Origin of the sequence: Synechococcus sp. CCY9202 (assembly GCF_034931685.1) — a bacterium.
Lineage (GTDB): Bacteria > Cyanobacteriota > Cyanobacteriia > PCC-6307 > Cyanobiaceae > CBW1002.
In genome coordinates this window covers 17,820-33,125 of the sequence record NZ_JAYGID010000137.1, presented here as the reverse complement: position 1 = coordinate 33,125, position 15,306 = coordinate 17,820, and the positions used below count along the sequence as shown (strand labels likewise).

At 64.3% G+C, this 15,306-nt stretch carries 15 protein-coding genes; 5 read left to right on the top strand and 10 right to left on the bottom strand.

The annotated features are described in order from the left end of the window. Positions 1–47: 47 nt before the first annotated feature. Positions 48–626, top strand: a complete 579-nt coding sequence (locus VB777_RS16710) for a CYTH domain-containing protein (protein ID WP_323250356.1) — start codon at positions 48–50, stop codon at positions 624–626. A gap of 245 nt (positions 627–871) precedes the next feature. Here VB777_RS16710 and VB777_RS16705 read toward each other — a convergent pair whose 3' ends face one another. Further along, on the bottom strand, positions 872–1,168 hold the full coding sequence (locus tag VB777_RS16705; protein WP_416238386.1) for a helix-turn-helix domain-containing protein: 297 nt from the start codon (positions 1,166–1,168) through the stop codon (positions 872–874). Positions 1,169–1,253: 85 nt separating this feature from the next. On the opposite strand from VB777_RS16705, the gene VB777_RS16700 reads away from it, so the two are divergent. Next, positions 1,254–2,189, top strand: a complete 936-nt coding sequence (locus VB777_RS16700; RefSeq protein ID WP_323250352.1) for a methylenetetrahydrofolate reductase — start codon at positions 1,254–1,256, stop codon at positions 2,187–2,189. Here VB777_RS16700 and VB777_RS16695 read toward each other — a convergent pair. The 6 genes from VB777_RS16695 to VB777_RS16670 all read right to left on the bottom strand — a co-directional run bounded on the left by VB777_RS16695 (position 2,124) and on the right by VB777_RS16670 (position 9,313). Beyond that, positions 2,124–3,305 carry an NDP-sugar synthase gene (locus VB777_RS16695; protein WP_323250350.1) on the bottom strand — a complete coding sequence of 394 codons (1,182 nt, stop codon included), beginning with the start codon at positions 3,303–3,305 and terminating at the stop codon, positions 2,124–2,126. The genes VB777_RS16700 and VB777_RS16695 overlap by 66 nt on opposite strands. 46 nt (positions 3,306–3,351) lie before the next feature. Next, positions 3,352–4,215: a segregation/condensation protein A gene (locus tag VB777_RS16690; RefSeq protein WP_323250348.1), complete on the bottom strand. Its 864-nt coding sequence runs from the start codon at positions 4,213–4,215 to the stop codon at positions 3,352–3,354. Between the two features lie 81 nt (positions 4,216–4,296). Further along, entirely contained in the window at positions 4,297–4,656 is a 360-nt protein-coding gene (locus tag VB777_RS16685) for a LapA family protein (protein WP_197158578.1), read from the bottom strand. A 138-nt stretch (positions 4,657–4,794) separates the two neighbouring features. Then, complete coding sequence (locus VB777_RS16680) at positions 4,795–6,405, bottom strand: NAD(P)H-quinone oxidoreductase subunit 4 (protein ID WP_197170826.1); 1,611 nt, start codon at positions 6,403–6,405, stop codon at positions 4,795–4,797. Positions 6,406–6,505: 100 nt separating this feature from the next. Next, positions 6,506–8,512, bottom strand: a complete 2,007-nt coding sequence (locus VB777_RS16675; protein ID WP_323250345.1) for an NAD(P)H-quinone oxidoreductase subunit 5 — start codon at positions 8,510–8,512, stop codon at positions 6,506–6,508. A gap of 99 nt (positions 8,513–8,611) precedes the next feature. After that, a complete protein-coding gene (locus VB777_RS16670) occupies positions 8,612–9,313 on the bottom strand; it encodes an NnrU family protein (RefSeq protein ID WP_231598214.1) in 702 nt (233 codons plus the stop codon). A 193-nt stretch (positions 9,314–9,506) separates the two neighbouring features. On the opposite strand from VB777_RS16670, the gene VB777_RS16665 reads away from it, so the two are divergent. Next, complete coding sequence (locus VB777_RS16665) at positions 9,507–10,478, top strand: LysR family transcriptional regulator (RefSeq protein WP_323250343.1); 972 nt, start codon at positions 9,507–9,509, stop codon at positions 10,476–10,478. Here VB777_RS16665 and VB777_RS16660 read toward each other — a convergent pair. After that, complete coding sequence (locus tag VB777_RS16660; RefSeq protein ID WP_416238385.1) at positions 10,469–11,197, bottom strand: DUF3172 domain-containing protein; 729 nt, start codon at positions 11,195–11,197, stop codon at positions 10,469–10,471. The two genes, VB777_RS16665 and VB777_RS16660, sit on opposite strands and share 10 nt — an antisense overlap. Further along, positions 11,194–11,541, bottom strand: a complete 348-nt coding sequence (gene ndhM / locus VB777_RS16655) for an NAD(P)H-quinone oxidoreductase subunit M (protein WP_197170823.1) — start codon at positions 11,539–11,541, stop codon at positions 11,194–11,196. Before ndhM ends, VB777_RS16660 begins: the two co-directional genes overlap by 4 nt. A 186-nt stretch (positions 11,542–11,727) precedes the next feature. On the opposite strand from ndhM, the gene pds reads away from it, so the two are divergent. After that, complete coding sequence (gene pds / locus VB777_RS16650) at positions 11,728–13,152, top strand: 15-cis-phytoene desaturase (RefSeq protein ID WP_323250342.1); 1,425 nt, start codon at positions 11,728–11,730, stop codon at positions 13,150–13,152. 2 nt (positions 13,153–13,154) lie between these two features. After that, complete coding sequence (locus tag VB777_RS16645; protein WP_416238384.1) at positions 13,155–14,087, top strand: phytoene synthase; 933 nt, start codon at positions 13,155–13,157, stop codon at positions 14,085–14,087. A 219-nt stretch (positions 14,088–14,306) separates the two neighbouring features. Here VB777_RS16645 and VB777_RS16640 read toward each other — a convergent pair whose 3' ends face one another. Next, positions 14,307–15,299 (bottom strand): alpha/beta fold hydrolase, encoded by a 993-nt coding sequence (locus VB777_RS16640; RefSeq protein ID WP_323250340.1) that lies wholly within the window; start codon positions 15,297–15,299, stop codon positions 14,307–14,309. Positions 15,300–15,306 lie beyond the last annotated feature (7 nt).

Sequence of the window (15,306 nt, the reverse complement as noted above, 5' to 3'; positions counted from 1 at the left end):
CCCACAATGACGGCAGCGATCCGGCGCCATGGCGTCGCCCTGCAACCATGGCCCTGGAAATCGAGCGCCGCTTTCTGGTGCGGGGCGAGCAATGGCAAGCGCAGGTGCGCTCAAGTGAGCAACTGGCCCAGGGGTACCTCGTGAGCCGGGAGGATGGCTTCACCCTGCGCGTCCGCCTCGTCGATCGGGATCACGCCTGGCTCACCCTCAAGGCAGCGGTGCCATCGGGTGCGATGCCATCGGCGGCGGTGGCATCCGAGGCAGTTCGGGCCCCAGCGGCTGAAGCTGCCACCGTTCCCTTGATCCGCCAGGAATTCGAGTACGCGATCCCGAGGGCGGATGGCGAGGCCCTGCTGGCCCAGGCCCCCTACCAGGTGAGCAAGCGCCGCTATGGCCTGGATCTGGCCGGGGGCGACTGGGTGCTGGATGTGTTTGAGGGGGCCAATGCTCCGCTGGTGGTCGCCGAAGTGGAGCTTCCCAGCGCAACGGCAGTGGTGGTGGTGCCGCCCTGGTGCGGGCCCGAGATCAGCGGTCGCCACGACCTCAGCAACGCCGCCCTGGCCAGGCATCCGCTCAACTCCTGGTCCACGGCAGAGCGTGCCGCGCTGCTGGGATGCCTGGGTTAGCCCCAAGCGCAAACCGCCGTCGCCCGAACGGCAGCGATTGATACGTTTTCCCAATCAGTCGCGGTGGCGCAAACGGCCCAAACAGGGCCAGCGATGCCGTAAGGTCCAAGCCGAAAGAAATTCCGTAAATTCAGGGGGACTGCCGGTGACCGGCCTCTACGACCACCAAGGTGTGTTGCGGGTCTCTGGCGACCTGGAGGATTGCCTGGCCTACGCCGAGCTGTTCGGTTTTGAGGTGGAGAGCTTCAGCCTCGTGCCGCTGGTGGGCGAGCTGCCGGCCCGTTCCCATCCAGGGAGCAACAATTAAAGCCATCGCGGCAGATCTTGCCGTTGTCCATGGCCCAGTTGAGCAGGGCCACCCGGTTTTTCACACCGGTCTTGGTGAAGATATTGCTGACGTGATTATCAACGGTGCGCTTGCTGATCATCAGGCGATCGGCGATTTCCTGATTGGTCAGGCCTTGCGCCACCAACTCAATAATCTCCAGTTCGCGTTCTGAAAGCGCGGCCATCGGCGGACCCAGGCTGTGACTCCACTCCATCTGACCGCTCCGGTACGTGCCAGGCTCAGCCCTCACTGTACGCAGGTTGCTGCCGCATGATGGGAACCTGAGATCCTCCGAAGGCTTGCAGCAGCTCCAACAGGCACTTACCCAGGGCAGGTTCGCTGTCACCGCCGAGGTGACGCCCCCGCGTGGGGGCGATTGCACGCACACACTTGAGGCGGCACGTGCCCTGCAGGGGCTGGTGCATGCCGTCAACGTCACCGATGGCAGCCGGGCGGTGATGCGCATGTGCAGCCTGGCGGTGTGCCGTCTACTGCTCGATGCCGGGATTGAGCCCGTCTGGCAGGTGGCCTGCCGCGATCGCAATCGCATCGCTCTGCAGGCGGATCTGCTCGGTGCTCACGCCCTTGGAATCCGCAACGTGCTCTGCCTCACCGGTGATCCGGTGCGGGCCGGCGATCAGCCCGGAGCCAGGCCGGTGAATGAACTCGAATCGGTGCGGTTGCTGCAGCTGGTCAGCCGCCTCAACCGTGGAGAGGATCCTGTCAAGGGCAGCCTGCCGGATGGTCCGATCCAACTGTTCGCAGGCACCGCCGCCGATCCCCAGTCACCCAGCTGGAGCGGCCTGCGCAGCCGGCTGCAGCGCAAACAAGAGGCCGGGGCACGCTTCGTGCAGACCCAGATGGTGATGGAGACGGACGCCTTGCAGCGGTTCGTGGACGAGCTGGCCGCCCCCTTGGGGCTGCCGGTGCTGGCGGGCGTGTTCCTGCTCAAGTCGGCACGCAACGCCGCCTTCGTGAATCGGGTGGTGCCAGGGGCCCGAATTCCCCAGCACCTGATCGACCGTCTGGCCGATGCCACCGATCCAGCAGCCGAGGGCATTGCGATTGCGGCGGAACAGGTGCGGGCCTTCAGCACGATCGCTCAGGGCGTTCACCTGATGGCCGTGAAGGCGGAGGAACGCATTCCGGCGATCATCCGCCAGGCGGGTTTAGGACCTCTGGGACAGAGTCAGGTCGGTGCCGAGAAGGTCGGCCATGGCCTTCTGCTGGGGTGAAGGGGAGCTGTGGTCCTGACGCCTGACATCGGTGATCAGCCAGTCGAGGGCGGCTTCCTGCAGATCGAAGTGATCGCCGTTGCGATCGACGCAGTAGCGCCCGAACACGAGCTTGTCGACCAGGCGCACGCCAGCACCGATGCGCGAGTAGTCGAAGATAATGGAGTTGTCGATCGTGGCGCCAGCACAGATGTGACAACTGGGACCGATCATCGCCGGGCCAATGATGGTGGCCCCATCCTCAATGCGGCTCATGCCACCCACATAGATCGGCCCTTTCACATTGATCTTGTCCCAGTTTGCGGCCACGTTCAGACCCGCATAGATACCGGGGCGCACTTCCTTGCCCGGAATCTGGACTTGCCTGACCTGTCCTTCCAGGACGCTGCGGATCGCCTGCCAGTAATCGGGCACCTTACCGATGTCCACCCACTCAAAATCCATGGGCAGGGCATAAAATGGAGCTCCTGCCTGAACCAATCTCGGAAAAAGATCGGAACCGATATCAAAAGGAGTTGTGTCGGGAATGAAGTCGAAGACTTCAGGCTCAAAGATATAAATACCGGTGTTGATCATGTCACTGGCGGCTTCCTCCAGGCTCGGCTTCTCCTGGAAAGACAGCACACGCCCATCGGGGTCCGTCACCACCACGCCATAACTGCTCACCTGCTCCTTCGGCACGCGTTTGGTGACAAGGCTCACCATGGCGCCTTTCTCACGATGGCGACGCACCGCCTCGGTGAGATCAAGGTCGATCAGAGCATCGCCGCAGAGCACCACAAAGGTGTCGTCAAAGAAGGGCTGGAAATTCTGAATCTTCTTGAGACCTCCGGCTGAGCCAAGGGCATCGCCGATCAGTTCTCCATCTTCAATCTTGCCCTCGAAGCTGTAGGCAATCTGCACGCCGAAGCGCTGGCCATCACGAAAGTAGTTCTCGATCTCCTCAGCCAGGTGGGAGACGTTCACCATGATTTCGTCGAAGCCATGCTGGCGCAGCAGCTCCAACAGGAATTCCATCACCGGCTTCTGCAGGATCGGAATCATCGGCTTCGGCAGGATGTGGGTGATCGGCCTCACCCGTGTGCCCTTCCCTGCCGCCAGGATCATCGCCTTCATTGGCGCCTGTCCCCATCCATCAGAGCCCTTACCTTAGTCAAAGGCGTCAGGCGGCCAGGATCTCCCGGGTCGGCAGGGGAGCTGGCACCTGTTCGAGGCGACGCAACTGCAGGGGGCCGAACAGGCCGCCCTGCTGCTCCAGTTCCACCGATCCCTGGGCGGAGAGGAAGAGCAGGGCCCAGAACACGCCCACCCGATCACAGTCGAGATCCTCTCCGGCCGGATCCTGTTGAACGGCCCGCGCCCAGGCGCTAACCAGCACCTCGAAATCCAGCCAATCCTCAGCCGCCTGCCAATGGCTGAGGAACCGCTGCAGTCCGGTGGTGGTCTCCGGCAGCTTCTCGCGGTGGGCAAGGTTGGCCACCTGTTCGATTGCCGCTCGGTCGCTGAACCGGCGGCTACGGGAACGCTGGCGCTGGCGCCCTTCCCCCTCCTGTTCGAGGCGTTCGGCGATGTCCTCCAGCTGGCGGATCAGTTCGCCCAGGGTCACGGGCCTCTGCAAGGGGGGAGGCGCCACGGGACGGCGGCGCAGGTGGCGTTCAGGCCGCCGCGGCAGGGCGATCATGGTGCCCCATCCCGAATCTTCGCCCTCGTCGCAGGGGGCTTCCAGCAACTCTTCGATCGGTTCGGGCGGGAAGGTGAGGGCTTCCAGCACTTCGGCCTTGAGACTCACCAGCACGGAGGCCGCCAGGAATGCCTCGCTGGTTTCGGCAAGATCACGTTCGTAACTCCCCCCCTGGCGCCCATCCGATCGGGCCACCACCAGACGGGGGGCACCGATGCGCTGGCGCAGCTGGTCGAGGAATCCATCCACCACGGCAATCACATCGACATCCCACGGGTCGAGCTCTCCCCGTATCGCTGCATCCTGGAGCAGTCGGATGGCCAGCCTGGCGCCTGCTTCAGCCACGCGCTCCCGGGTCTCCAAGCAGAATCACCGCACCGTAACGGTCGGGCAGCTGCTGCACCAGGGGTCTGTTCCCGGTTCAGTTCAGGTTTCGCCGGCTGCTGCGGAGCTCTCTCCGGCTGCAGGCAGCAGGCCGAGCTGGGCATCGACCGCCGCGCGGTAGCGCTGCAGGTCATCTTCGAGTTCCTGGATCCGCACCTGCTGGGCTTCCCGTTCGGTCTGCTCCTGCAGGCGCTCCACCTGCTTGACCACGCCTGTCCACACCGCAAACACCCAGGCCGCGGTGGCACCGATCCCACCGACCACGAGGAGCATGGCGGCCAGGGGCAGGGTGGCGGTGATGCCGGGCAGGAAGTGCACGGTCGTGGGGGCCGTGTTCTCGAGGGTGAACATCACCGTGGCCAGGCCGAAGCTGAAGATCAGCAGGAAGTTCAGCTGTCGCATCGGATCAAGACAGAGGGTTGGGCCATGAACGGATGGAGCGTAAGAACAGCAGGGCAGGCCCGATGAAGGGACTGGGCCAGCGCAGGTTTTGTTTACGCAGGCCGTGCGGGGACGAACGCCTGAGCAGATCGGTCTGGGTCAGCCCACAGCAGGAGCGCGCAGCAGGGCTTGGACTCCGCTGCCAGCCAGGAAAGGCGCCAGGGGAGTGCCTCCGGGGAGACCAGAGGCCTGCCGCAGGTGCGCCATCGCCTTGTCCTCCTGTCCCACAAGCTGCTCCATCGAGGCGCGGTAGGTGTCGGTCATCAGGCGCGGGTAGAGGCCGATGCCGATGATCGGCACCAACAGGCAACTGATCACGTAGATCTCCCGCGGCTCGGCATCCACCAGATTGCTATGGGAGGCCAGCTCGGCGTTCTCCTTGCCGAAGAAGATCTCCCGAAGCATCGAGAGCAGGTAGATCGGCGTGAGGATCACGCCCACGGCGGCGAGCACAGCCATCACGATGCGGAAGCTGAGCGAGTAGACCTCGCTGGTGGCGAAGCCCACGAACACCATCAGTTCGGCCACAAAGCCGCTCATGCCGGGCAGGGCCAGGGAGGCCAGCGAGCAGACGGTCCAGAGGGCGAACATCTTGCGCATCTTCTGGCCCACCCCACCCATGTCGTCGAGCTGGAGGGTGTGGGTGCGGTCATAGGTGGCACCCACCAGGAAGAAGAGGCTGGCGCCGATCAGGCCATGGCTGACCATCTGGAGCATGGCCCCGCTGGTTCCCAGGGCACTGACACTGCCGATGCCGATCAGCACGAAGCCCATGTGGCTGATCGAGCTGTAGGCGATCTTGCGCTTGAGGTTGCGCTGGGCGAACGACGTGAGCGCGGCATAGATGATGTTCACCACCCCCAGCACCACCAGCAATGGCGCGAACCGCACATGGGCATCGGGCAGGAGCTGGCAGTTGAAGCGCAGCAGGGCGTAGCCGCCCATCTTCAGGAGGATGCCGGCCAGCAGCATGTGGACCGGTGCCGTGGCCTCTCCATGGGCATCCGGCAGCCAGGTGTGCAGCGGCACGATCGGTAGCTTCACGCCGAAGGCAATCAGCAGGCCGGCGTAACAGAGAACCTGGAAGCCGGTGCCGAATCCCTTCTCTGCCAGGCTCGTGTACTCGAAGGTGGGGGCCCCGCCGCCGTAGAAGGCCATGCCCAGCCCCGCCAGGAGAATGAACAGGGAGCTGCCGGCGGTGTAAAGGATGAACTTGGTGGCGGCGTACTGGCGCTTCTTGCCGCCCCAGATGGCCAGCAGCAGGTACACCGGAAGCAGCTCGAGCTCCCAGGCCAGGAAGAAGAGCAGCATGTCCTGCACCGCGAACACGGCGATCTGGCCGCCATCCATGGCCAGCAGCAGGAAGAAGAACAGACGCGGTTTGAAGGTCACCGGCCAGGCCGCCAGAACCGCCAGGGCGGTGATGAAGCTGGTCAGCAGGATCAGGGGCATCGACAGGCCATCGGCCCCCACGGACCAGGCCAGACCGAGATCGGGCAGCCACTCCACCCGTTCCACCAGCTGCAGGCCAGCCACGGAAGGGTCGTAGCCGTTCAGGTAGCCCCCCACCGTGAGCAGGAAGGTGATCAGGGCGATGCCCAGGGCGTACCAGCGCACCCTGCGGCCATCGCCCTCATCGGGAACGAACGGGATAAGCAGCGCGGCGGCGATCGGGAAGAGGATCGACGCGCTCAGCCAGGGAAAGGCCAAGGTCCTGGGCAGGTCAAGTCAGGCCGGAGTGTAGAAATGCCCACCGCCCGCCAGAGCTGCGGTGGGGGATGTCACACAGAGTGTGAGACCGCAGTCAGGATCAACCGAGGGATCCGAACAGCACCACAAGGGCGATCACACCGCCGAACACGATCAGGGCATAGAACTGGGCGCGACCGGTCTCGAAGTATTTGAGACCCTCCCCAGAGCCCAGGGTGAGCAGGCCGGTGAGGTTCACGACACCGTCCACCACCTTGGCGTCCACCTCCAGCACCTGGCGAGCCAGTTTGCGGCTGCCCTGCACGAACAGCTTGTCGTTGATGTCGTCGAGGTACCACTTGTTGGCCAGGAAGGCATTGAGGGCGGGGAAGCGTGCGGCCACTGCCGTGCCCAGATCGATCCTGTGGAGCGCATAGGCCAGCACCGCTACGGAGATGCCTGCCACCGAGATCGCCACCGATGCGCCCGCCAGGGGCAGGAACTCGGCCCAGGAGAAGTGCTCGGCCATCTCAGCGGCTTCATGGGGATCGAGCAGGCCGGCAAAACGACTGTTCCAGGGGGTGCCGAGCAAGCCGATCAACACCGAGGGGACGGCGAGGACCGCCAGCGGCATCGCCATCTGCCAGCCGGATTCGTGGGGGTGGCTGGCGTGGTGGCCGTGGTCGTCATCGCCACCACTGGACTTTCCGGCGGCGGCAAGCAGCTGGGCCTGGATCGTCTGGTCGGTTCCGCGGAAGTCGCCTTCGAAGGTGAGGAAGTAAAGGCGGAACATGTAGAAGGCGGTCATGCCGGCGGTCACGAAGCCGGCTACCCAGAGCAGCGGGAAGCTGCCGAATGCCTGGCCGAGGATCTCGTCCTTGCTCCAGAAGCCGGCCAAGGGAGGGATGCCGCTGATCGCCACGCAGCCGATCAGGAAGGTGGCGCTGGTGATCGGCATGAATTTGCGCAGGCCGCCCATCAGGCGCATGTCCTGGGCCAGCACCGGTTCGTGGCCCACCACCTCTTCCATGGCATGGATCACCGAGCCAGAGCCGAGGAACAGCATCGCCTTGAAGAAGGCGTGGGTCACCAGGTGGAACATGCCGGCGACCGGAGCACCGCAGCCCATCGCCAGCATCATGTAGCCCAGCTGACTGACGGTGCTGTAGGCCAGACCCTTCTTCAGGTCCATCTGGGTCAGGGCAATCGAAGCCCCCAGCACGAGGGTGATGGTGCCGATCACGGCGATCGTGACCTGCACCGCGGCAAAGGGCTCGTACACCGGCTGAAGCCGGGCCACCAGAAACACGCCCGCGGCCACCATGGTGGCGGCATGGATCAGGGCCGAAATCGGTGTGGGGCCCTCCATGGCATCGGGCAGCCACACATGCAGGGGGAACTGGGCCGACTTGGCCATCGGCCCCATGAACACCAGCAGACAGAGGATCACGGCCACACCGGTGCTGAGGCTGCCGCCGGCCACGGCCTCGCTGAGCCGTGCTCCGATCTCCTCGAACCCGAAGCTGCCGGTGGCCCAGAACAGGCCGAGGATGCCGAGCAGCAGGCCGAAGTCGCCGACCCGGTTCACCACGAAGGCCTTCTGGGCGGCATTGGCGGCGCCGTCGCGGTCGTACCAGAAGCCCACCAGCAGGTAGGAGCACATGCCCACCAGCTCCCAGAAGACATAGATCTCCAGCAGGTTCGGGCTGATCACCAGGCCCAGCATCGAGCTGCTGAACAGGGCCAGGTAGGTGAAGAAGCGCACATAGCCCTTGTCGTGGGCCATGTAGCCATCGGAATAGACCATCACCAGCAGGGCGATGGTGGTGACCAGGGCCAGCATCACCGCGCCGAGGGCATCGACGCGGAAGCCCATCTGCAGATTGAAGGTGCCGGCGCTGGCCCAGTTGAACAGCACCTCGGTGGGTCCTGCTCCGGCGAGCTGCTGGGCCAGCACGGCGTAGCTGAGCACAGCAGCGGCTCCGACACAGCTGATCAGCAGCACGGCCACCGGTTTTCGCAACCGATTCACTGTGCGGTTGAAGCTGATCAGGCCGAGGCCGGTGACGCAGGCCCCCAACAGGGGAAGCACCGGAATCAACCAGGCGAGTTCAGCGGCTGACGGCATCCTGCTCAGGCTGGTGCTGGCGAGTGTAGGCAGCCCGCCTGGCTCCCACCGGCTCGTGTGCCTGAGCGCCCACCATCGCCGCCCCGCCGGCGCCCCGACTCATCCCAGCCAATGGGCCAGGGCGGTGCGCGAGAAGGTGACGGCGCCGAGGCCGATGAAGCGGTGGGCCCACCAGAACACGCCGATGGCGATGGCGATGCCCAGCTGGGCCGGGCGCAGGAATTCGGCCCAGATCAGCTGCTGACGGCCATCCAGCACCGCCCGGAACGGCAGCACTGACGTGCTGTCCCGCAGCTCTTCGAAGGCGGTGCCGAAGCGGTGGGCCAGGCGCCGATCGCCATTCCAGATGGCGAACAGGTGGTGGGCGATCAGGCCGGCGCAGGTCACCACCATGAAGCTGCTGCCGATCCAGAGCAGGTGGGTGGCACACCAGAGCACCTGCCCCACCGCCTGGGGATGGCGGCTGACCCGGATGATGCCGGTGGCATACAGCCGCACCTGAGGCTTCAGCACCGCCGGGATCTCCAGCAGGTTGTAGGTGGCCGGGTAGAGGAAGAGGAAGCTGATGGCGGTGCCGCCCCACACCAGCGGTACGATCCAGGGCTGCTCCTGCAGATTCCAGAGCCGCAGGCCGTCATAGCGGTGGGCCAGGAAGTAGCCGATCACCACCACCGCCGCCGGGATGCTCACGCCGGCGAACAGCAGGCGCCAGGCCCGTTCGCCGATCCGCTCCACCCCCCACACCCGCAGGGAGGCACCACCGCTGTGCAGCACGGCGAACACCACGAGCAGGGCCAGCATCACCACGCTGCTGTGGTGGGGGCTGGCTGGGGCAAGCAGGGAAGGCAAGGGCCGGGCGACTGCGAAGCCAGCAATTCTGGGCATCCGCCGGCCCACCTAGAGTCTGGACTTACGAGGCTGAATCACACACCTCCCTTCTCCCGCCAACGTTTTCACTGCGCTCCCGCCTTGTCTCCAAACGCCCGCCGCGTCCATGGCTGATCTGCCCTTCACCCTCGATCAGCTGCGCATCCTGCGGGCCATCGCCAGCGAGGGCAGTTTCAAGAAGGCCGCCGACAGCCTCTATGTGACACAACCGGCCGTGAGCCTTCAGATCCAGAATCTGGAAAAGCAGCTGGATGTGTCGCTGTTCGATCGGGGCGGGCGCAAGGCTCAGCTCACCGAAGCGGGCCACCTGCTGCTGAGCTACTGCGACCGCATCCTCAGCCAGTGTCAGGAGGCCTGTCGCGCTCTTGATGATCTCCACAACCTGCGGGGTGGATCCCTGATCGTCGGCGCCAGCCAGACGACCGGCACCTACCTGATGCCGCGCATGATCGGGCTGTTCCGGCAGAAGTATCCGGACGTGGCCGTGCAGCTGCAGGTGCACAGCACCCGCCGAACAGGCTGGAGTGTGGCCAACGGCCAGGTGGATCTGGCGATCATTGGTGGCGAGCTGCCGCCTGAACTGAACGAGTTACTGCAGGTTCTTCCCTACGCCAGCGATGAACTGGCGCTGGTGCTGCCGGTGAAGCATCCGCTGTCGCGTTTGCCGGAGCTCACCAAGGACGACCTCTACCGTCTCGGTTTCGTCTGCCTGGATGCCCAGTCCACCACCCGCAAGATGGTGGACCAGCTGCTGGCCCGGTCCGGCCTTGATGTGGGCCGGCTCAAGATCGAGATGGAACTCAACTCCTTCGAGGCGATCAAGAATGCCGTGCAGAGCGGCCTGGGGGCCGCGTTTCTGCCGGTGGTCTCGATCGAGAGGGAACTCGCTGCCGGCAGTCTTCATCGGCCCCAGGTGGCCGATCTGCTGGTGCGGCGCCAGCTGAAGCTGATCAGCCACCCGGCCCGATATTGCTCCCGGGCCTCCGATGCCTTCCGCAAGGAAGTGTTGCCGGTGTTCGCCAGCCCCGACAGCCCCCTGCGCCAGTCCCTGGCGCAGGCCCAGCCGGCTCAGAACTGATCAGCTTCCGGGGTCACGCCCACGGCATCGTCTGCGGCACCGGCAATCCCACGGGTCTGGAATTTGTTGCCGGTGATGTCGGTCTGGTAGACACAGCGAACGACTGGCTTGTCACGCACCGAGCCGATGTAGGCGAAGGTATTCATGCGCTGCTTGCACTGGCGCATCTGCTCGGCGGTCACGGCACCCTCCTTCTGAAGCACGGCCCAGTTCTCCCGCCGGATCACGCATCCGGGCTGCAGGGTGGGCTGGGTCACGAAGCTGCTGCTCGGGTTCATCGTGGTGTAGAGCTCGATGTCCATCACGAAGGCGCTGGCACCCCACTGCTTGCAGAATTCCGGGTCGGGTACGGCCATGTCGAGCTGCTGGCTGCTGGCGATGTTCCCCTGGTTGCCCTGGGTGGTGCTGGTCACAGCGCTACCGATGCCGATCCCCACCACCAGTACTCCCGCCAGGATGGCGATCGTGCGCACGTTCAGGGAAATGGCAGGGGTTCCTCCGGGCCCACCGCCGCCGGGACCACGCCCGCCTGGATTTCCGCCGCCACCCCCGTAGCCAGCGGTTGTCGTCCGTCTACCGGCATCCCGCTCATAACGGCTGTCGCCTCGGTCATAGCGACCGGTCTCGTAAGCCATCTCCCGGTCACCCCGCCCTCTGGGACGGCCGTCGTAGCGGCTGTAGCCAGCATCGGAGGCAGCCCGGCCGCGGGAGCGGGTCACAGGGCTTCGGGACTGCGGGGCAGTCCCATGGAGTAATTGAGCACGCGGGCCTGGGGGTTGTAGCGAATGGCGCCGGCCTGCAGCATCTGCTGGATCAACCCTTCCAGCTCGGATCCGATGCGGCGCAGGGTGTAATCGGTCAGGTCGTCACCGGCATGACGCTCCACCAGGGCACGGAACTGGTCCTGCACCCGGCTGAGGCTGGCGTCGTCCCAGAGAAACTCGTTGTCGGGGTCCACATCCAGCGTCAGATGCCCGGAGTCGGACACCAGATCACCGTCCTCCACCCGGGCCGTGAACAGGCGGATGTGGCGGGTGGTGCATTTCAGCAGGATCTCAACCATCAGCTGGCGGTGCTGGGGCTCAGGCGAGCCGAACGGAGTGGGTCAACGCTACCGGGAACCGGGCCAGACAGGGCGCTGCGGGGGGGGGCAGCGCCAGGGGCTGGGCCCGGCTTGGCCGAGGAGAAGCTGCCGGGTCGCGACCTCTGGGGGCTCCCTTTATGGTTGCCCGTACTTTCGAGTCGGTTCATGCGCGTCGCCATCGCCGGAGCGGGCCTTGCCGGGTTGTCGTGCGCCAAGTACCTCTGTGACGCCGGCCATACGCCGGTGGTCTATGAAGCCCGCGACGTGCTCGGCGGCAAGGTGGCCGCCTGGCAGGACGATGAGGGGGATTGGTACGAAACAGGCCTTCACATCTTCTTCGGGGCTTACCGCAACATGCGGCAGCTGTTCGCGGAACTCGATATCGAGGATCGGCTGCAGTGGAAAAGCCACTCGATGATCTTCAACCAGAAGGACGTACCCGGCACCTACAGCCGCTTCGACTTTCCAGACCTGCCGGCCCCGTTCAACGGAGTGGCGGCGATTCTGGGCAACAACGACATGCTCACCTGGCCTGAGAAAATCGCCTTCGGCCTCGGACTGGTCCCCGCCATGCTGCGCGGCCAGGACTACGTGGAAGCCTGTGACCAATACTCCTGGACTGAGTGGTTGCAACTGCACAACATTCCAGAACGTGTGAACGACGAAGTTTTTATCGCCATGAGCAAGGCGCTCAACTTCATCGATCCTGATGAGATTTCCAGCACCGTCGTTCTCACCGCCCTGAACCGTTTCCTCCAGGAGGGCGATGGTTCCAAGATGGCCTTCCTCGATGGCAATCCGCCCCAGCGCCTCTGCCAGCCGATCGTGGATTACATCACGGCCAGAGGCGGAGAGGTGCATCTCAACAGCCCTCTGCGTGCCATTGAGCTTGCCGCTGATGGCAGCGTCAGCAACTTCCGCCTCGCTGGCATCAAGGGCAAGGAAGGCCAACAGGTGGTGGCCGATGCCTATGTGAGCGCCCTGCCGGTGGATCCGCTGAAGCTGCTGCTGCCCGAGTCCTGGAGGGAGCTGCCGTATTTCAGCAAGCTGGAAGGGCTCAACGGCGTGCCAGTGATCAATATCCATCTCTGGTTCGATCGCAAGCTCACAGACATCGACCACCTGCTGTTCAGTCGCAGTGAACTGCTCAGCGTCTATGCCGACATGAGCAACACCTGTCGCGAATACGAAGACCCCGACCGTTCCATGCTGGAGCTCGTGTTCGCCCCAGCCAAAGACTGGATCGGCCGCAGCGACGACGCCATCATTGCCGCCACCCTCGAGGAACTCAAACGCCTCTTCCCGCAGCATTTCAGCGGTGAGGATCAGGCCCAGCTGCGTAAATCGAAGGTGGTGAAGACGCCCCTGTCTGTCTACAAGACCGTTCCCGGTTGCCAGAAACTGCGTCCCAGCCAGGAGTCACCGATCACCAACTTTTTCCTGGCCGGCGATTACACGATGCAGCGCTATCTTGCCTCCATGGAGGGTGCCGTGCTCAGCGGCAAGCTCTGCGCCGAGGCGGTGGATCGCAGATTCGGTCCCGCCTCATCCGCACAGCCCGTCCCCCAGTCCACCCTGACGGCGGTCTGAGCGTGCTGGCCGCCACCCCTGCCACCTCCACTGCTCTCCTCCCATCCCTGGAGGAGGCCTATGACCAGTGCCGCCTGGAAACAGCCCAGTGGGCCAAGACCTTTTATCTGGGCACCCTGCTGATGCCCGCGGCCAAGCGTCGGGCCATCTGGGCGATTTACGTCTGGTGCCGCCGCACCGATGAATTGATGGACAGCCCCCAGGCGCAGGATCTGCCTGCAGCCCAGCTGGCAGAACGGCTCGATCGCTGGGAAGAGCGCACCCGCGCCCTGTTTGCAGGGCAGGTGAAGGACGGACTGGATCGGGTGATGGCCGACACCCTGGAGCGCTATCCCCAGCCGCTGCAGCCCTATCTCGACATGATCGAGGGGCAGCGGATGGATCTGTTTCAGCATCGCTATGCCACCTTTTCTGATCTGAAGCTCTACTGCTATCGGGTCGCTGGAACCGTTGGGCTGATGACGCAGGAGGTGATGGGCCTGGATCCGGCCTACACCACGGCTCCCTGGAGCGAGCGGCCCGACACCTCCCAAGCAGCGGTGGCCCTTGGGATTGCCAATCAGCTCACCAACATTCTCCGCGATGTTGGCGAGGATCGTGGCCGGGGTCGCATCTATTTGCCCCAGGAAGATCTCAACAAATTCGGCTATTCCGAGACCGACCTGATGGCTGGCCGCCTGAGCGAGAACTGGCGAGCCCTGATGCGCTTTCAACTGCAGCGGGCCCGTGACTGGTTTGCCCGCTCCGAGGAAGGGGTCCGCTGGCTGGCTCCCGATGCCCGCTGGCCGGTGTGGGCCTCGCTGCGGCTCTATCGCGGCATTCTCGATGTGATTGAGCGCCACGATTACGATGTCTTCAATAAGCGGGCCTATGTTCCACGGGTGGGCAAGCTGCTGGATCTGCCGCTCTCCTTTGTGATCGCCCAGGCTCGATAACACGGTAGGGAAAGTCTCGACATCGTCATGATGGCTTCGAGTCTTGCCAGTGGTTTCAGCGCGGTACTCCTCGCCGTGGTTGACCTCAGGCCAGATCCGATGCCGACCCACCCATCTGAGAGCTGCAGCGCACCTGCTTGGTGAGCTTCTCCACAGCGAAGACAAGATCAGTGCCCGGGAAGAGAAGCAGCCGTGGTGAGGGACTTGCCGGATCGTGGATCAGCAGGACAGGCCTGTTCCTGTGACGTCCTGCGAGAGGGCCCGGAGCAAGATCGGATTGACTAGTTCAGGAGCCTCATCGTGGGGGCAATGGCCTAGGCCACGGAGGACATGGAGTGCTTGCACACAGGCGAACTGTTGCCAGCGTCTGGCTTCGGATACCGGTTCCCAGGGATCTGCTTCGCCCCACACCATGCGAACGGGGGTGGTCAGTGCTGCGAGCAGATCCGGCGCGAGGTGATCGTCGAAGAGGTTGATGAAGCCTCGGAAGGCTTCGTCAGCTCCGGTCTTCTGGGTGGGGCCCAGCAGTAGCGATACCAGCTGGTCGTCAAGATTGGCTCCGCTTGGATAGGCCCGCTTCAGCACCTTTCGGATCACGCGGGCTTGGCTGAGCTGCCGAAACAGCCATTGGGTGAGCCATCGTTGCCGAACAAGGGCTTTCAGCAGAGAACGGCTATAACGACTCAGAGGCGGCTGATCCGCCAGGAGCTTGTCATCAAGAGCTCGCTGAGCGCAGTCCACCAGCAGCACCTGTCGGGCGGGACGTCCTTCCTGTTCCATCAGAGCGGCACAGCGCAGAGCCACCACTCCACCGATTGAGTTGCCCACCAGGGTGGTTGGAGTACGCACGACTTCCGTGATGAAGGCGGAGACCTGTTCCGCCCAGAGTTCAAGGCCATAGACACAATCGCCGTCTTCAGCCGATTCCCCGACAAGGCGGGAGCGAGGCTTGCCACTGGCTCCGAATCCAAGCAGGTCAATGGCGTAGACGTCGTGATGGACGGCCAGAGCTGCAAGGTTGTGGCGCCAGTGCTCCTTGCAAGCCCCGAACCCGTGGATCAGTACAGCCGCCGGCCGATCTCCGGCTTCTCTCCTGATGAAATCACCTGGAGCCGGTCTTTTCTCACCTGCTCGGCAGATCACATAACTCACTGGCTGGCCCCGCCAGTTCCACTGGGCCTCCCATGTCTTGGGAAAGGGACTGTCGCTCACGCTGGAT

Excerpts from the sequence above, each read along its gene's own strand:
- VB777_RS16665 (WP_323250343.1), top strand. The coding sequence starts at position 9,507 with ATGGCTGATCTGCCCTTCACCCTCGATCAGCTGCGCATCCTGCGGGCC.
- pds (WP_323250342.1), top strand. The coding sequence starts at position 11,728 with ATGCGCGTCGCCATCGCCGGAGCGGGCCTTGCCGGGTTGTCGTGCGCC.
- VB777_RS16710 (WP_323250356.1), top strand. The coding sequence starts at position 48 with ATGGCCCTGGAAATCGAGCGCCGCTTTCTGGTGCGGGGCGAGCAATGG.
- VB777_RS16695 (WP_323250350.1), bottom strand. The coding sequence starts at position 3,305 with ATGAAGGCGATGATCCTGGCGGCAGGGAAGGGCACACGGGTGAGGCCG.
- ndhM (WP_197170823.1), bottom strand. The coding sequence starts at position 11,541 with ATGGTTGAGATCCTGCTGAAATGCACCACCCGCCACATCCGCCTGTTC.
- VB777_RS16705 (WP_416238386.1), bottom strand. The coding sequence starts at position 1,168 with ATGGAGTGGAGTCACAGCCTGGGTCCGCCGATGGCCGCGCTTTCAGAA.
- VB777_RS16675 (WP_323250345.1), bottom strand. The coding sequence starts at position 8,512 with ATGCCGTCAGCCGCTGAACTCGCCTGGTTGATTCCGGTGCTTCCCCTG.
- VB777_RS16670 (WP_231598214.1), bottom strand. The coding sequence starts at position 9,313 with ATGCTGGCCCTGCTCGTGGTGTTCGCCGTGCTGCACAGCGGTGGTGCC.
- VB777_RS16685 (WP_197158578.1), bottom strand. The coding sequence starts at position 4,656 with ATGCGACAGCTGAACTTCCTGCTGATCTTCAGCTTCGGCCTGGCCACG.